Genomic DNA, 16,045 nt, shown 5'->3' on the forward strand with positions numbered 1-16,045 from the left:
TGGGTTAGAACAGCGCGCCCACCGAGAAACTGAATATCTGGGTTTCATCTTCGCTTTCCTTGGTTATCGGCGCTGCGACTTCAAACCGCATCGGGACCGGGCCGAACCATTGAGGAATCTGGATTTGAATACCGGTACCAATCGAGGTCCGGGGGCAGCCTTCTTCAATCAGTGCCGCATCGGTGAAAAACAGCCATGAGAAGACCTCGGTACCCAGTGGGACCGCCACTTCGGCACTTCCGTTAATAATCCAGTCGCTGCCGATGGGGTCGCCGTTGGCGGCTCGGGGGCTGACGCCGCGATAATCAAAACCGCGAATGGTACTGGTACCGCCGGCATAGAATTTTTCGAACAGCGGTGCATCACCCACGATGGTGCCGCCGCGAATCTTGGTTTCCAGCACCGTCTTCAGTTCCGACAGGTCTTCATAGAGCGTATGATACCATCGCTGCGTCCCGGACAGAATGCCGAAATTATGGTCCAGCGTGACCTGCTCATAACCCAAATCAAAATTATACCCTTTTGTGGGACGGAACCGGCTGTCAGTCGTGTCCTTGCCTATGTAGAATCGCGTTCCAAACAACGCATTATTACCCTTGATGTCGCGGACTTCGCTGGGGGCATCCGATTCCAAATCCGTCACATCCACGTTGTCCAGACGGAACGATATACCGCGGCGCCAGTCATCGCTATAGCGTTTTTCAAACCCCAGCCTGCCGCCCATGCGTTCTTCGGTATAGGATTCCCACTCTCGCTCAAACCCCGTCCCGGCCACTTCCATCGAAACCGGCTTATCATAGACATACGGCTCCGTAAAGCTGACTAAATAGCTGCTCTGCTGGGTTCCTGGATTCAGAGAGATCCGCAACCGCTGACCTGCTCCGCGAAACGATTTGCCGGTAATGAGTTCATTCCAGTTTTCCGGCCAGTCTGCAATATCAAAATTCCGCTGGTCGTAGGCAATCTGGCCGATGACGCCGCTGTCACTGCCAATCCCGGCTCCCAGAATAATCGAACCGGTTTGCCCTTCGGAAATGGTCACCAGCGCATCCTTGCGATTGGGATCGCCGGTGGACACCGCAGCAATGGTTGCGGATTCGGAATAAATTGTGCCCCGGACCGTCTTTTCAAGTTCCCCTTCGCCGTTGCCTCGGGCCGCATCCGCATTGTACCAGGCGCCCGGCGTGAATTTTTCTTCATCCAGAACCCGGCGAACCACATTGTCATGCGTGACCGTATTGCCGGCCACGGTAACCTGACCAATCCGGAAGCGGCTGCCTTCGGTAATATGATGCTCTACCCGGACCCTCGCCCCGTCCAGAAAGGTTCGCCGCATATCCACCCGGGCATCCACAAATCCTTGCTCCTGGTATTTACTGCGGATTTTTTTGGCATCAAAATCCGCCCGGTCATCGCTATAAGGGCCGTTTTCGATCAGTTTCATCTCTTCACGAAGACGAACCATATCAAAAAATTTGTTTCCATACATCAGAATGGAATCGACCGTATAAGCCGGGCCTTCAGTCACATGAAATTCAAGATAGGCCTCCGATTTGTCCTCATTATAGGAGACTGTGGTTTCGACTTTAGCATCCAGATAAGACCGCTTCTGGTACACTTCCTGCACCTTCAGGGCGTCTTTCTGGACCTGTTCCTCATTGTAATAAACCGGCCAGAAGAGAAATTTCTTGGTTTTGGTTTTGATCGCTGTGCCCAGTTCCCGGTCGCTCAAAACCCGGTTATGTTTGAATTTAATCGATGTGATTTTCGGTCTGCTGCCTTCCTCGATCGTATATTCCACGCGGCCAATAATCAAGCCCGCCTCATCCAGGCTCACGTTAACCCACGCGTACCCTTTTTGAAGATAGAGCTTTTTGATGGCATCCAGACCCGCCCGAGCCGCCAGCACATCCAGGTAGTCCCCCAGCTTAAAGGACAATTCCTTGGCCAGCTTGGCATCGGAGATCTTCTCATTGCCCTTAAAAATCAGCTCCCGAACAAGCTGTTTTTCCACCACCACATAGGTTAATATAATCTGCCCCTCGCTTTCCACGGTGGTATAATAAGACGACTCCACCCCCTCCAGCCTGGCAATGCGAGCCGCATCTTCGACCGCCGTCTGCTTGGAAAACAATTGTCCGGCCCGGGCCCGTATCGCCGAAAAAATCTGAGCCCGCGTCACCGTCGTCTGGCCGGTGATTTCAACCGAACGAATCAGTCTGGATTCCTCACCCTCGGCAAAACACAGAGCGCTCAACGCCACCACCATAGCCGCCGCCAGCAGGCGTACAGACCCCGTCCCGCGGTTCATCTCCTTATGAATCATCGTTTCGTCTGCTCCTAAAAGGGTTCGCTTACATGGGCTAGATTGTCAAACCGCGTATAGCGGCCATCGAAATACAATTTTACCGTATCCGTCGGACCGTTACGCTGCTTGGCGACAATGACTTCGGCAGTGTTGGTCTCTTCAAAATCGTCCTTGGTGCGATTGTAATAATCTTCACGATGCAGCAGCAAAATCACGTCGGCATCCTGCTCGATGCTGCCGCTTTCACGCAGATCACTCATCCGGGGACGATGGTCTTCACGCCCCTCCGGGGATCGGTTAAGCTGGCTGAGCACCACAACCGGCACCTCCAGCTCCCGGGCCAATGCCTTGAGATAACGGGAAATGCCGCTGATTTCCTGTTGACGAGATTCAACCTGGCCGCCCAGACTCATCAACTGCAGATAATCCACAAAAACCGCCTGTATATTGTGCTGGCTTTTCAGACGCCGACACTTGGCCCGCATCATCAGCGGGGTCAAACCAGGCGTATCATCAATAAAAATCGGTTTTTCATACAACTCGCCTCCGACCCGCGTCAGTTCAGCGTGCTGTTCAGCACTGACCATCCCCTTGCGAACCGCCTGCGAATCCACTTTGGCCCGGCTGCACAAAATACGCTCAACAAGCTGCTGACGACCCATTTCCAGAGAAAAAATCACCACCGGGATATTTTCGTCAGCCCCGATATGCTCGGCCATATTCAGCGCAAAACTGGTTTTACCCATACTCGGCCGGCCGGCCACAATAATCATTTCCCCCGCATGCAGACCGCACAATAAATTATTAAGTTCTGTAAACCCGGTCGATAAACCCGTTACGTGCGAGCCTTTGCGGGACTCAATGCTTTCAAACGTTTCCGTCAGCAGATGCTTGATGGGATACGCCGAACCGGAAATCTTCTTTTCAGTAACCGCAAAAATCTGCTGTTCAGCCCGGTCCAGTTTTTCTCCCACATCCCCCGTCTCATCACAGGCCTGCCGCAGAATATCCTGGCTGACCCGGGCCAGCTGTCGCAGCATCGCCTTTTCCTTGACGATGCGCGTATAATACTCCACATTGGCAGCCGTGGGGACGGACTCCGCCACGCGAACCAGGTAGTCCACACCGCCGGCCGCCTTCAAACGATCACGCTTAACCAGATCCGCCCGCAGCAGCACCAAATCTATCTTGCTGTTGGCTTCATACAACGCAACGATGGACTCAAACAGCAGCCGATGCTCCGGCATCGAAAACGCATCCGCGTCAAGCTGTTCCACCACCTGACCGATACATTCCCGATCCAGAATCATCGATCCCAATACCGCCGCTTCGGCTTCGATCGAAGCCGGCAGGGCCTTGCCATCCAGCGTGGTCGGCAATGCCTGCGAAGCGTCGGAATCAGGCTTCCTGCTTGTTTTCCTCGACGGACTCAACGGGCTGTTCCTGCTGTTGCTCGGAGATTACACGAACCTGAACCTGGGCCTTCAGATCGGCTGCAACCTTTAAGGTCACATCATAGGTTCCCAGTTCCTTGATGTGTCCGCCGCTGAGGCGAACCATGGCATCCTTAACCTCAAAGCCCTGGGCACGCAGTTTCTCGGCGATATCGTGCTCGGTTACGGAACCAAACAGATGCCCCAATTCGTTGGTCTTGGCAACAATTTCGACCACAGCACCATCGACCGCGGCTGCGGCCTTTTCCAGCTGTTCACGCACCAGGCGACGCTGTTCGGCGCGACGGGCCTTTTCCTCGGCCATTGCCTTGATCTTCGACTCGGACGGAATCACCGCCAATCCCTGCGGAAGCAGATAGTTCCGGGCATATCCATCCTTGACGGTCACAATGTCGCCGTACCAGCCGAGACTTTCCACATCTTCACACAACAATACCTTCATATATTCTCTCCAGCTTCATCATCTCTTCAAATGAATAATTGATTTTGAATCGCAAATCGCTCTGCCTGTGGCTTGCCCTGTTCCCGCAGTCCCGGGCAACCCACAGAATCCGCCTGTCACACAGGTCAGACCGCACCCCTTCGGGCCGGGGGTTTTAGGCCGTAAACGGCAGCAGCCCCATAAACCGGGCACGCTTGATGGCCTGATTCACTTTCCGCTGACAGCCGGCACAATTACCGCTGCGCTTGCGGGAAAAAATCTTGCCCCGGTTGGTCAGCAGCTTGGACAGCGTCTCCACGTCCTTATAATCGATATACTTCTTTTTCTCCCGACAGAACCGGCACTGCGTCTGCTCACGAATGGTCATGGTCATTTTGCGCTTGCGGTTCGAATTCTTGTTTGGAACTGTTTTTTTCATATCCAATCCTGTATAGTCACAAAACCTTAGCTTTTGATTTGTTTATCCATCCACTGTGTCTTAAAAAGGTATCTCGTCGTCGCCGGCGGGACCAAACGGAGGCTCAAACTCCGCCGCCGGAACCTCTGGGGCCATCTCCTGTCCGCCGCCGGAACCGTTGGCACGTTTGCCACCGCCGACAAATTCAAAATTCTCCACAAAAACCCGCAGCTTGGTACGCTTAACGCCATCCTGGCCTTGCCAGGAATCAAACTTCAAGCGGCCTTCCACAAAAATCGGATCGCCTTTTTTGAAATACTTCTGAATTGTCTCGGCACGCTTGCCAAACATCTGACAATCCACAAAACAGGTCTCTTCTGCCCAGGAGCCGTCCTGCTTTTTAAACTTGCGTCCGATCGCCAGGCCAAATTCCACTACTGCAGTCTGACTGGGCAGATATGACATCTGCGGATCCCGTGTCAAATTCCCCATCAGCAGCACTTTATTCAAACTTGCCATAATTTACACCATTCCAAAAAAGGGTCTTTATCGGCTGCACACCCTGCATTCCTCACTCGGTGTCGCCGCTGCTGTTGTCTGAGCGCAACGGCAAACCGCCGACAGGCAAGGCCAGCTGGAGATTACTCCGCGATGTCCTGGGCAGGAGCCTCTTCCATCGCGTCTTCTGCCGGCTGCACAGACACTTCGCGGTCCACATGTCCCAGCATCGCCGGCGTGGGCTTTTCCATGTCCTCCTGCGTCATTCGGTCGGTCCGAACCACCAGCACCCGCAAAATCTCTTCAGACAGCTGCACATCGCGTTCCAGCGGACGAATCTTGGACGAACTGCATTCAAAATAGGCCAGAATATAGGTCCCGCGGCTCTTGCCGGCAATTTCATACGCCAGCTTGCGTTCGTCCCATTTGCGGATGGAAATCACACGCGCTTCGGCGCGATCCAAGATCTTCTGAATGACTTCCATCACATGATCCCACTGGGATGCGGCCAACGCCGAATCCACCAGGAACAGCGCTTCATAAATTCGTTTTGTTTCCAAACTTGATACCTCCAAAAGACTAACAGAATGATCGATTCTTGTTTCGTTTTTTCATTATCCCACCGGAGCGGTTTCGACCCGGTTTAACTTGCTTTTTCTTCCGTTGCGGAGGATGCCTGATTCCGCTCATTGAAGCGATTCATCGCAGCCGCCAGGCCCTCGCGAATCCAACACATCAACGCCTCTTGCGCCCGGACCATGGCCGCGGCTATCAGCTCACCATCTTTGGGTCCCGGACGACCCAGCACATAATCCCGTGTATCCGGATAATCGCTGGCACCAATGCCGATCCGCAGTCGGGCAAACTGCTCGGTCCCCAGCCGGCTGATGATATCCCGCAGGCCGTTATGACCGCCGCTGGAGCCGCCGGGACGAATCCGAATCAGCCCCGGCCGCAGCGCCATATCATCAGTCACCACCATCAAATCGCTCGGCGGCAGCTTGTAAAAACCTGCCGCGGTAGCCACCGCCTGGCCGCTCAGATTCATATACGTCTGTGGTTTCAGCAGCAGTACTTTGCATTCATCCACCACAGCCTCGCCAAACAGCGAACTAAATTTCTTCTGTTCGACGCTTGTGCCCAGCCGGCGAGCAAATCCGTCCAGCACATCAAAACCCACATTATGCCGCGTCCCGGCATATTCTTTTCCGGGATTTCCCAGCCCGACGATTAGTTTCATCCCGGTCATTACACCATCCTAATTCCATCCGACTGCACCGACGGCATCCCGTCTGTACCATCCGATCCAGCCCAAAAGGCCTATTTGGCCTCTTCCTCGCCTTCTTTGGGTGCCCGTTCAGTAATCACTTCCGGAGCAGCAGGCTGTTCGGCCAGCAGCTCTTCGGTCGTCTTGACTTCGGCCACCTCATGACAAATCGCAACCAGAGCCTTCGGGTCGCTTTTCATCACGCAATTGGGCGGCAGAGTCACCTGGGCCACGGTAATCGAATCCCCGACTTCCAGTTCCTTGATGACCACCGGAATGCTTTCAGGAATCTCCAGAACCGGACATTCGACCTCCAGCGTACTCATCAGCTGATCCACCACGCCGCCGTGCTGGGACCCTTTGGCCGTGCCGCGCAGGACCACCGGAATTTCCACGGTCACCCGTTCATTCAGGTCCACACGAACCAGGTCCGCATGGATTACTTTCTTGCCCAGGTAATCATACTGAAGATCCTTCAGCAGCAGTGTCTGCTTGCCTTCGGGCAGAGTGACTGAAAAGATACGATGGCCGTGATGCAGACCTTCCACAAAACTGTGCTGATCCAGCGCCACGGATACCGGCTGCTGCTTGTGGCCGTAAATTACCGCCGGCAGCTTACCCTGCTCCCGCAGACGGGAGGCCGTCTTGGAGCCAACCTGCTCTCTTAATTCCACACTTAATGACATTACTTCGGACATAGCTGAACCTCTCTACTTGTTCTGGTTTCGGCCGGCGGTCCCGGCCTGTTCTATACTTATCACACCTGTTTTTTTATACCTTCGTTATCACACCGCAGGACCAGCCCGCACTGCGACAACATCCTCTGTCAACTCTTGCTCAGCTTTTCGAACATCTCGCTGAGGGATTCATTCTCATGGATACGGCGAATCGCCTCTCCCAGCAGCTCGGCCACACTCAAAACCGTCAGATTATTCAGGGCTTTGCTGTTTTCTTCCTGCTGCATCGTGTCAGTCACAATCACCTCATCAATCGGCGCCTGTTTGAGTTTTTCAATCGCCTGCCCACAGAATACCCCATGCGTAGCCCCCACATAAATCTTTTGGGCACCACGCTGGCGAACCAGATGGGCTGCTCCGGTAATCGTGCCGCCGGTGGAAATCATATCGTCACACATCACAATATTGCGGCCTTCGACGTTGCCGATAATCTCGTCAAACGTCACCTCGTTACCGCTGATACGCCGCTTGTGGATAATCGCCAGCTCCGCTCCCAATGCCGTCGCATAACGGCTGGCGGTCTTCATATTACCCACATCCGGCGCCACAACCGTCAAATTCGGAATGGCCTTTTTCCGCAGATATTTGATCATCACCGGCTCAGCCGTCAGATGATCCACCGGGATATCAAAAAATCCCTGAAGCTGCTTGGCATGCATATCGATGGCAAGCACCCGATCCGCACCCGCGGCGGTAATCAGATTCGCCACCATCTTGGCCGTAATCGGCACCCGCCCGGCATCCTTGCGGTCCTGACGGGCATAGCCAAAATACGGCACCACCGCCGTCACTCGGGCTGCACTGGCGCGGGCCAGACAGTCCAGAAATATCAGCAATTCCACCAGATTCTCGTCCACCGGGGCACAGGTCGGCTGCACCACAAAACAATCATGCCCGCGGACGTCGGATTCGACGCGAATACACTTCTCGCCGTCTGGAAACCGCCAAATCTTGGAAACCCCCATTTCCAGCCCCAGATAGCGGCTGATGGCCTCTGCCAGTTGCGGATTTCCAGTTCCGCTGAATATCGTTGTCGGATGATGATTCATTTTTTTATATATTGATCCTACTTGAAATTTCCCAGTTCGTCGCGGCTAAGTACCGCAGTTTCAACCACGTGCTTCTTTTGCTCGCGGCATCATCATACCCGTTGGGTATAGTTCAGATGTCTTTCGACACCCGCCTTCATTTCACACAGTAAGCATTCACAATCAACCTACCCGGCCTGGACTCGAACCAGGAATGGGAGAACCAAAACCTCCAGTGTTACCGATTACACCACCGGGTATTGAACAGTCCATCAGGACTGCATCGTTGTCTCATCATAGAACTTGCGCAGACAATACTTTCGCCTGCTAAAAGTCGTCGTAGTTGTACGTTTTTGCTGGTCGCAGAATCCGTTTCAGAAACAGATTGACCGGGCCTTGTCGGAGGCTTGAGCTGACCATGCTGCGAATCTGTCAGCCCCGCTTGGCAGTACGAATACCGCCGGATGTCCCCGTGCGACATAGGCTATAAAAGACTATAAAATACTCACTCCCCCGATTTTTGCAAGGTTTTTTTTACAAACAGACAATTTTTCCAGGTGATTAAGGAATCACCAGTGCGCAATGAACGTGCTAAAAGGCGTCTTCTTTTTTTGATCCCTGCTTTTAAAAAGATGTTTTTGGTCTTGTAATATTACTATTTCTTCTGTAATACTTCTTCTTCATACTGGGAATTAGCGGGATTAGCCCCTGCAGGTTTTTGATGGACAATTTCCGGGGCCACCACTTTGACACCCATACGTCCCAGCTCCGCCGACACATCCGGCTGGTACGGACGAATCTCCAGACTCTTGCGGAAGGCATCTTCAGCCCGCACTTTATCTCCGGTTGTCAGGTAGTAATAGCCCATTTCCTTATAAATACCACCTTTATTCTTCGCAACTGTCAAAGCATACTCATAAACCGACTTGGCATGCTCGTTGAGGTTTTCACGCTGCAGGGCTTTTGCCAGCATAATCAGCTCTTTATCGGTGTTACAGGTCCGCATAGCTTTATCCCGAGCTTCTGCCGCTTTGTCGGGTTTACCTGTATCTTCATAAAGCTTGACCAATCCGGCCTCGGGCCACTTGTTCACCGGAGCAAAACCAATCGCAATATTATATTCGTATTCCGCCTTAATCCATTGTCCCTGCGAATGATAGATTTTGGCCAGTTTGTAATGCGCATCCGGATTTTCAAACTTCTGGTCGATTTCGAGCCGCAGACTTTCTTCCGTATCCGGCCCGACCGGCTTTTTCTCAGGTCCGCAACCAACGACCATCAACACCAGAACTATCATTGTTACTTTTAATAATGCATCCATTTTCGACTCCCTTTGTCAATTATGGGCCTATTTCACTTCAGGAAAAACATCATATCCTTAAATGGACATACTTTCCCCTGTATTATGTCGGCACAATCGGCCCAAAATCTTTAGATATCCAGATTCTGCACTTCCAAGGCATGTTCCTGGATGAAATTCCGCCGTTTTTCGACATCTTCACCCATCAAAATACTGAACATCCGGTCGGCCTGCCCGGCATCCTCCATCGTCACCTTCAACAGTGTCCGACGGGCCGGATCCATCGTCGTGCTCCAGAGCTGTTCACTGTTCATCTCGCCCAGACCTTTAAAGCGTTTAATTTCCACATCCCGGGCCCCAATTTGCCGAATCCCCGGACCAATCTGGTCCAGAGTATGAAGCCGATACTGGTCTGTCCCATTTTTCAATTCAAACCGGCTGAATGCATCTTCATCCATGATCGTCTGCGAAGGCAATGCCAGATAATCTCGCATATCCAGTTGGTAATCCTGCATCAGACGGGTATTGATTTCATTGAGCCGCATCACTTCATGCAGTTCCTCGGCAGCAAATCCATCTTCCTGGACGTCCTCATTTCGTGCGGTCTTTAGTTCCGCAACACGCCGGTCAAAGCTGTCCCGATCGTAGAAAAACTCATGTTGTCCTTCGATGCGAACAAAATAGCCTGGCAAGCGGCTGCCATCATAAAAATCAGACACAAACTTTTTGAACAAAATGCCGCGCCGCTCCAGGACACCGATGCTGCGTTCGGCATCATTCAATATCTTGACCAGCAGAGCCAATTTGGCCTGTTCAATCTGCTGCGGGGCCTGATTAGGACGGTGAACAATCAGAACCGTTCCTTCAAGGCCGTTATTTTCCATCCGCTTGCGCATCTGGTTTTCATTGAGCACATATTCCGAGTGTTTATGCCCCTTAATTTGAATCTCATACAGCGGCGGCTGTGCAATAAACACACGCTCATTTTCGATCAACTGCGGCATCTGACGGAAGAAAAATGTCAGCAGCAGTGTCCGAATATGCGCCCCATCCACATCCGCATCCGTCATCATAATCACCTTGCCGTACCGACATTTTTCCAGATTAAATTCATCGGTGCCGATTCCGGTCCCCAGTGCACTGATAATGGTGCGGATTTCTTCATGTCCCAGCATTTTTTCAATGCGTGCTTTCTCCACATTGAGAATCTTGCCTTTGAGCGGCAAAATCGCCTGCAAATTGCGGTCACGGCCCCCCTTGGCAGACCCCCCGGCAGAGTCGCCCTCAACAATAAATATTTCCGTGTGCACGGTGTCCTTACTGGCACAATCCCAGAGTTTGCCCGGCAGATTGGCTCCGCTCAAAGCACCTTTGCGACGTGTCAGTTCGCGTGCCTTGCGAGCCGCCTCACGGGCTGCCGCTGCCTGGATGGCCTTACTCAGCAGCTTTTTGGCGACTGCCGGATTTTCCTCCAGATAAATTGCAAGCTGCTCATTCAACATCGTCTCCACAAATGTCCCGACCTCCGGGTTGGACAACCGCACTTTGGTCTGGGCCTCAAAATGCGGCTCACGAACCTTCACGGAGATAACAGCCGTCAAGCCTTCCCGCAAATCCTCGCCGCTGGGTGCCATGTCCTTAATCATATTGGCACTCTTGGCATAGGCGTTCATGGTTCGTGTCAGCGCCGTCCGGAATCCGGACAAATGGGTACCGCCATCGATATTGCGAATGTTATTGGCAAACGCCAGTGCCGTTTCGTTGTACCCGTCGTTGTACAGCATGGCAATTTCACACGCCAGACCGTTTTCACTGTCTTCCTTGCTGAAATACATCACATCGCACAGCGGTGTCTTGCCCTCATTGAGATACTGCACAAACGCCTTAATACCGCTTTCATAATGATACACTTCCTTCCGCTGGCAGCGATCATCAATAAATGTGATATGCACGCCGGCATTGAGATACGCCAGTTCACGAATGCGCTTCTCCAGCACATCGTATTTGAACTCCGTCGTTTCAAAAATTTCATCATCCGGCAGAAATGTCACACGGGTCCCGCGCTTGGTGGTGGGTCCGACTTCCTGGACCGGTCCGGTTGGCACTCCACGACGGCATTCAAAATGATACTGTTTGCCATTACGCCAGACTTCCACTTCAAGCCACTCACTCAACGCATTGACCGCACTAACCCCCACTCCATGAAGACCGCCGGAGACTTTATAGGCCTTATTGTCGAACTTGCCGCCGGCATGCAGCGTCGTCAATACCACTTCCAGGGCACTTTTTTTGGCCTCAGCATGCATTTCCGTCGGAATGCCGACACCGTTATCTTCCACAGAACAACTGCCGTCCACATGGACATGCACGGTAATCCGGTCGCAGCGTCCGGCCAGGGCTTCATCAATGGCATTATCCAGGACTTCATACACCATATGATGCAGGCCGCTTTCCTGACGATTGCCGATATACATGTCCGGCCGTTTGCGGACCGCTTCAAGACCCTCTAAAATCTTGATACTGCTGGCATCATACACTACGGGTTGAGCCTGCTGTGTTGTTTCAGTATTTTCCTGTTCTGTCATTGTATTGATTATCCTGTCTCAGCGCGTTTTGCGCCCGACACCTTTCACTTGAATTCGTATCTCTTTTATCCTGGTTCCAGGACAATGTGCCTGGAGTTTTTCCACAATCTCGGTTTCCATCATCTTCAGCCGGTGCAAATACGGCCCGGGTGGTGACTGAATATATAAAATGCCGCGCGTGAACCGATCCGCACGATAATACGGCGCCAGCTCAGTCCCTATCACCTGCTCAAATGCAGCTGCAATGGTTCCGCCGCAGCGCAAACCTTTCACATACACATTCATATAGTGACTGAGGGCCTCACCCAGCGGTTGAGGACCAGGGGGCGTTTTTTTTTGCCAGGCCGTCGCCGACCGCAAATACTGCTCTTGCTGCGATTCGCTCTGTTTGCTCACAAACAAATCGCTCCCGCCGCCGGTTATAAATTCACCGGCATGACAATATACAAAAATCCGCTGCCGCTTTTAAATAAACCCGGACGATCCGACTGGCCCAGATGCATCTCAAAATCACTGGTTTTAAGCACCCGCAGTACATCAATCAGATACTGCGGATTGAACCCGATTTCAATGGGGTCGTTTTCATACTCCACCGACATGTCAATCTGAGCATCACCTGTTTCCGGAGCACGGCTGGTGATCACCATGGTGTTTTTCTTCAGTGACAGCTTGATGCCCTTGCTGTCATCGCTGGCCAGCAGGGCCGCTCGACGTACCGCACTCAAAAACGCATCCTTGGGCAGCGTCAGCTTCTTGTCATAATCCTTGGGGATAATATCCTCGTATTTGGGGAAATTCCCCTCCACCAGATTCGAACTAATCACCACAGGATCGCAGGCAACCGTAATATGATTATCCACAAACCGCAGGGACACGGTGGCTTGATCACGAGCGGGAATCTTTTCCAGCAGCTGCATCGTCTTGCATGGAGCAATAATTCGTCCTTCCGGCTCACGCAACGCCTTATCCAAAGGCAGTGTGGATTTTGCCAGCCGACGTCCATCAGTGGCCACCAGGGACAGCTTTTTACCATGCACTTCCCATAAAATCCCATTCAGGGCATAGCGTGTGCTTTCCTTGGCTGCCGCAAACACCGTCTGACTAATCGCATCCTGCAGCCGATCCAGACCCACCTCAATATCCGCATTGCCATCAAATCCCGGCACGGTCGGATATTGTGTCGGGTCCTGGGTATAAATCGTGAAAAAACTGTCGGACCCCTTCAAGTGAGCAGAATTCTCATCGGTCTCCAGTTCAATCACCTCATCAAAACTTTCACGCACAATCGATGAAAACTTATCCGCCGGCACAACCGCTTCACCGGCCTTATCCACCTCCACCTGGGTTACGGTATAGGTAATCCCAGCCTCCATATCGGTGGCAGAGAACCGCACAACATCCTTGTCGGCCACAATTCTCATACACTGCAAAATCGGCTTGGGGGTCCGGCTGGGAATAATCGAAGTCACCAGCGACAACGCATCCTGCAACGCAGTCCGATTAAAGCGTACTTTCATAAAGCAACCTCCGTTGTTTTATCTGCAGCAAATTTATTCTGCCTTATTCACATTCACTTCATCTATGAATTAATAAGCCCATAATCTACTCGATTTTAAAGGATTTTGCAAAGTCGTTTTAAGGAAGATTTTCAACAAACCGGTCTGGGGCTTTGTGAGAAACAGGTTAGGATCTGTTTCAAATATAAGAGTATAAAAATCTTTTTCTCAGTATTTGTTATATACCCCGTGAGTTTGTGAGATTTTGCCCGAAGCCCTTCCCTAAAACCCTCTATAATGGATAGTTATAACAAAAAGCCTTGATGGCAAGATAGTGGAAAACCTGTTAGATACGGTGTCGGATTTGCACAAAACCGTGTTATCAATACTGATAAAGCGATTTTTCTCACAAAACATTAAACAATTCTGACAGGATAACTCACAAGTTTTCCACAAAAAATATCACAGCAATATAAATCGTAATACAATTGAAAAATCGGTTATTATCGGACGAGAAATAAAAATAATATTATGAATTCACGGTCTAAAATAACTAAAATTACTTAGATGTCAATTTACGATAAACTCGTAAAGCGTCTAAAAGACGTTGAATATCCTCTGGTATTGGTGCTTCAAATCCCATGCGTTTGCCGGTGGCGGGATGATTGATTTCCAGTTTCCAGGCGTGCAGTGCGACCCGGTTCAGTAGGGGTTGTTCAATAGCGGGTTCCCGATTCTCAATTTGCCAGGGATAAACCACTTTGCCGCCATACATATCATCTGCTACGATGGGGTGTTTGATATACGACATATGAACGCGAATCTGATGAGTCCGGCCGGTTTTTAAGTCCAGCTCGACCAGAGAATAACCGCGAAACCGTTCCAGAACACGGTAAAAAGTAATGGCTTGTTTGCCAATATCTGGACGAATGGAATATTTCTCCCGGATCACAGGGTGAACCCCCAGAGGGACATCAATACAATCCCCATCCAATTCCGGTGCTCCATGGACGACTGCCAGATAGGTTTTCTTGTTTGTGCGCTCAGCAAATTGCCGTGATAATTTCCAATGAGCGGTATCGTTTTTGGCGACAATAATGACACCCGTCGTATATCGATCCAAACGATGCACAATCCCCGGACGATAATCAGCAAATCCTGCTGATAAATGGTTCTTAAAATGATATACCAAAGCATTAACCAGCGTACCACATTTATACCCGCGTGCCGGATGGACAATCAAATCGGCTTGTTTGTTCACCACGATGATGTCGTCATCTTCATAGAGAATGTGCAACGGGATATCTTCTGGAATCAATTCCCGCAATTCCCGCGGCGGCAAAATCAAATCAATTTGATCACCTGGATTAAGCTTGTAGCTGGGTTTGGCCGGACGACCGTTAACATTAACCCCCTGCTCCTTGATAAGCTGCTGCAGCCGGGTTCGGCTGAAATTGCTGAACCGCCCTGTCAAATACTGGTCCAACCGTCTGAATTTGAGATTCTGCCCCACACGAAAACACAACTGCTGGCCGGCCAGTTCCTCTGTCTCTGAATCCTGAGGCAGGGCATCTTCGTCCAGAGCAATCTCCTCCTGTGTCTCTATGGGCAGATTGTCTTCCGGGGGCCCAATAGGGTCTTTAGACGGCTTTTTAGACGACATACTGGAAATTATTTGGTTTCTGTTTGAGACGGTTCAGCAGGAGCATTCTCCCCAGTCGCGGGAATGTCCACTTTTACGGTGCTGTCAGGTGCCGCCTGAATACTGGGGGCGGTTGACTCCGGTGTAGCCGGGAGAACCTGAACCTGCGGCTGAATAATAGCCGGCTGCTCTTTGGGCTTATCTACGAACGTGTATTTGACATTGTTGTCCGCCATCTTCTGGATTCGCTCCTGAGCCAGTACCGCAACCGGTGTGCTCGCATAAGCGGCGTCATTGACGATCTTTTGATAGAGGTCTTTGGCCTGGTCAAGCTGTCCGAGTTCTTCGGTACATAATCCCTGGCCAAACAAAGCCATGGCCTTGACGACAGGCATCTTGGCTTTGCTCAGAGCCTTCTGATAAGAGTCCTGAGCCTGTTTAATTTGTGATGAAAGGACATCGCCGTCAACAAACTCTTTACGGTAAAGCAGGTCCGCGCGAAGAGCCTGGCCTCGTTTAATCCAGGCAATCGCTGCCAGATCATTATTCGGTGCCTTCTCCGCCTCTTTTTCGAGATTGTTGGCTGCCACCAGCAGCGTACTGGCTGCATCGACCGCCGTTGCGTCCTGTTGCTGTCGTAAAACCGATAACTTACTCAGGTCCAGTTGTTCCAGCACACTGGACACCTCCGCCTGCATCTTCATATCGGACTCGGCACGCCACCGGTTCAGGATAGGCCAACTGATAAGCCCGACAAGAATCAGACAAGCCCCAATAATCTGGTTGCGGTATTCTTTTATCAGCCCAGGCAGCTTACTAATCCACTCCGCAAGTTCATTAGTCATCAGCTCATGCCGTTCTTTTGAGTCCATATTCGTGTCCTTTGTTTTG

Annotated in this window: 15 protein-coding genes; all 15 read right to left on the minus strand. The window is 51.5% G+C overall.

Annotation, left to right across the window (positions count from 1 at the left end; translation table 11 throughout):
• Window positions 1-4 precede the first annotated feature (4 nt).
• The 15 genes from ACQ9LF_RS11475 to ACQ9LF_RS11545 all read right to left on the minus strand — a co-directional run bounded on the left by ACQ9LF_RS11475 (window position 5) and on the right by ACQ9LF_RS11545 (window position 16,026).
• Window positions 5-2,326 (minus strand): BamA/OMP85 family outer membrane protein, encoded by a 2,322-nt coding sequence (locus ACQ9LF_RS11475; RefSeq protein WP_462489548.1) that lies wholly within the window; start codon window positions 2,324-2,326, stop codon window positions 5-7.
• 14 nt (window positions 2,327-2,340) lie between these two features.
• Window positions 2,341-3,741, minus strand: a complete 1,401-nt coding sequence (gene dnaB, locus ACQ9LF_RS11480) for a replicative DNA helicase (RefSeq protein ID WP_462489549.1) — start codon at window positions 3,739-3,741, stop codon at window positions 2,341-2,343.
• Complete coding sequence (gene rplI, locus ACQ9LF_RS11485) at window positions 3,707-4,204, minus strand: 50S ribosomal protein L9 (RefSeq protein WP_462489550.1); 498 nt, start codon at window positions 4,202-4,204, stop codon at window positions 3,707-3,709. The genes dnaB and rplI overlap by 35 nt, the downstream gene beginning before the upstream one ends.
• A gap of 154 nt (window positions 4,205-4,358) precedes the next feature.
• The gene (gene rpsR / locus ACQ9LF_RS11490; RefSeq protein WP_462489551.1) at window positions 4,359-4,622 is read right to left on the minus strand and encodes a 30S ribosomal protein S18; all 264 of its coding nucleotides are present in this window, start codon (window positions 4,620-4,622) and stop codon (window positions 4,359-4,361) included.
• Between the two features lie 60 nt (window positions 4,623-4,682).
• Window positions 4,683-5,120 carry a single-stranded DNA-binding protein gene (locus ACQ9LF_RS11495; protein ID WP_462489552.1) on the minus strand — a complete coding sequence of 146 codons (438 nt, stop codon included), beginning with the start codon at window positions 5,118-5,120 and terminating at the stop codon, window positions 4,683-4,685.
• A gap of 122 nt (window positions 5,121-5,242) precedes the next feature.
• The gene (gene rpsF / locus ACQ9LF_RS11500; RefSeq protein WP_462489553.1) at window positions 5,243-5,659 is read right to left on the minus strand and encodes a 30S ribosomal protein S6; all 417 of its coding nucleotides are present in this window, start codon (window positions 5,657-5,659) and stop codon (window positions 5,243-5,245) included.
• A gap of 83 nt (window positions 5,660-5,742) precedes the next feature.
• Window positions 5,743-6,348, minus strand: coding sequence for an aminoacyl-tRNA hydrolase (gene pth / locus ACQ9LF_RS11505; RefSeq protein ID WP_462489554.1), 606 nt, complete (start codon window positions 6,346-6,348; stop codon window positions 5,743-5,745).
• Between the two features lie 71 nt (window positions 6,349-6,419).
• Window positions 6,420-7,064 carry a 50S ribosomal protein L25 gene (locus tag ACQ9LF_RS11510; protein ID WP_462489555.1) on the minus strand — a complete coding sequence of 215 codons (645 nt, stop codon included), beginning with the start codon at window positions 7,062-7,064 and terminating at the stop codon, window positions 6,420-6,422.
• Between the two features lie 128 nt (window positions 7,065-7,192).
• A complete protein-coding gene (locus tag ACQ9LF_RS11515) occupies window positions 7,193-8,152 on the minus strand; it encodes a ribose-phosphate diphosphokinase (protein ID WP_462489556.1) in 960 nt (319 codons plus the stop codon).
• A gap of 634 nt (window positions 8,153-8,786) precedes the next feature.
• Entirely contained in the window at window positions 8,787-9,452 is a 666-nt protein-coding gene (locus ACQ9LF_RS11520; protein ID WP_462489557.1) for a tetratricopeptide repeat protein, read from the minus strand.
• A 110-nt stretch (window positions 9,453-9,562) separates the two neighbouring features.
• Entirely contained in the window at window positions 9,563-12,016 is a 2,454-nt protein-coding gene (gene gyrB, locus ACQ9LF_RS11525) for a DNA topoisomerase (ATP-hydrolyzing) subunit B (protein WP_462489558.1), read from the minus strand.
• 18 nt (window positions 12,017-12,034) lie between these two features.
• Complete coding sequence (locus ACQ9LF_RS11530) at window positions 12,035-12,412, minus strand: DciA family protein (RefSeq protein ID WP_462489559.1); 378 nt, start codon at window positions 12,410-12,412, stop codon at window positions 12,035-12,037.
• Window positions 12,413-12,435: 23 nt separating this feature from the next.
• The gene (gene dnaN / locus ACQ9LF_RS11535) at window positions 12,436-13,533 is read right to left on the minus strand and encodes a DNA polymerase III subunit beta (protein ID WP_462489560.1); all 1,098 of its coding nucleotides are present in this window, start codon (window positions 13,531-13,533) and stop codon (window positions 12,436-12,438) included.
• A gap of 538 nt (window positions 13,534-14,071) precedes the next feature.
• Window positions 14,072-15,175: an RluA family pseudouridine synthase gene (locus ACQ9LF_RS11540; protein WP_462489561.1), complete on the minus strand. Its 1,104-nt coding sequence runs from the start codon at window positions 15,173-15,175 to the stop codon at window positions 14,072-14,074.
• An 8-nt stretch (window positions 15,176-15,183) separates the two neighbouring features.
• A complete protein-coding gene (locus tag ACQ9LF_RS11545; RefSeq protein ID WP_462489562.1) occupies window positions 15,184-16,026 on the minus strand; it encodes a tetratricopeptide repeat protein in 843 nt (280 codons plus the stop codon).
• Window positions 16,027-16,045 lie beyond the last annotated feature (19 nt).

It is taken from the genome of Anaeroglomus insulsum (genome assembly GCF_050689095.1).
In the GTDB taxonomy this organism is placed as follows: domain Bacteria; phylum Planctomycetota; class Phycisphaerae; order Sedimentisphaerales; family Anaerohalosphaeraceae; genus Anaeroglomus; species Anaeroglomus insulsum.

Bases quoted from the DNA above. Each gene is read 5' to 3' on its own strand.
- rpsR (WP_462489551.1), bottom strand. From the start codon at position 4,622: ATGAAAAAAACAGTTCCAAACAAGAATTCGAACCGCAAGCGCAAAATG.
- ACQ9LF_RS11515 (WP_462489556.1), bottom strand. From the start codon at position 8,152: ATGAATCATCATCCGACAACGATATTCAGCGGAACTGGAAATCCGCAA.
- gyrB (WP_462489558.1), bottom strand. From the start codon at position 12,016: ATGACAGAACAGGAAAATACTGAAACAACACAGCAGGCTCAACCCGTA.
- ACQ9LF_RS11475 (WP_462489548.1), bottom strand. From the start codon at position 2,326: ATGATTCATAAGGAGATGAACCGCGGGACGGGGTCTGTACGCCTGCTG.
- ACQ9LF_RS11495 (WP_462489552.1), bottom strand. From the start codon at position 5,120: ATGGCAAGTTTGAATAAAGTGCTGCTGATGGGGAATTTGACACGGGAT.
- pth (WP_462489554.1), bottom strand. From the start codon at position 6,348: ATGACCGGGATGAAACTAATCGTCGGGCTGGGAAATCCCGGAAAAGAA.
- ACQ9LF_RS11510 (WP_462489555.1), bottom strand. From the start codon at position 7,064: ATGTCCGAAGTAATGTCATTAAGTGTGGAATTAAGAGAGCAGGTTGGC.
- ACQ9LF_RS11520 (WP_462489557.1), bottom strand. From the start codon at position 9,452: ATGGATGCATTATTAAAAGTAACAATGATAGTTCTGGTGTTGATGGTC.
- ACQ9LF_RS11545 (WP_462489562.1), bottom strand. From the start codon at position 16,026: ATGGACTCAAAAGAACGGCATGAGCTGATGACTAATGAACTTGCGGAG.
- ACQ9LF_RS11540 (WP_462489561.1), bottom strand. From the start codon at position 15,175: ATGTCGTCTAAAAAGCCGTCTAAAGACCCTATTGGGCCCCCGGAAGAC.
- rplI (WP_462489550.1), bottom strand. From the start codon at position 4,204: ATGAAGGTATTGTTGTGTGAAGATGTGGAAAGTCTCGGCTGGTACGGC.
- dnaN (WP_462489560.1), bottom strand. From the start codon at position 13,533: ATGAAAGTACGCTTTAATCGGACTGCGTTGCAGGATGCGTTGTCGCTG.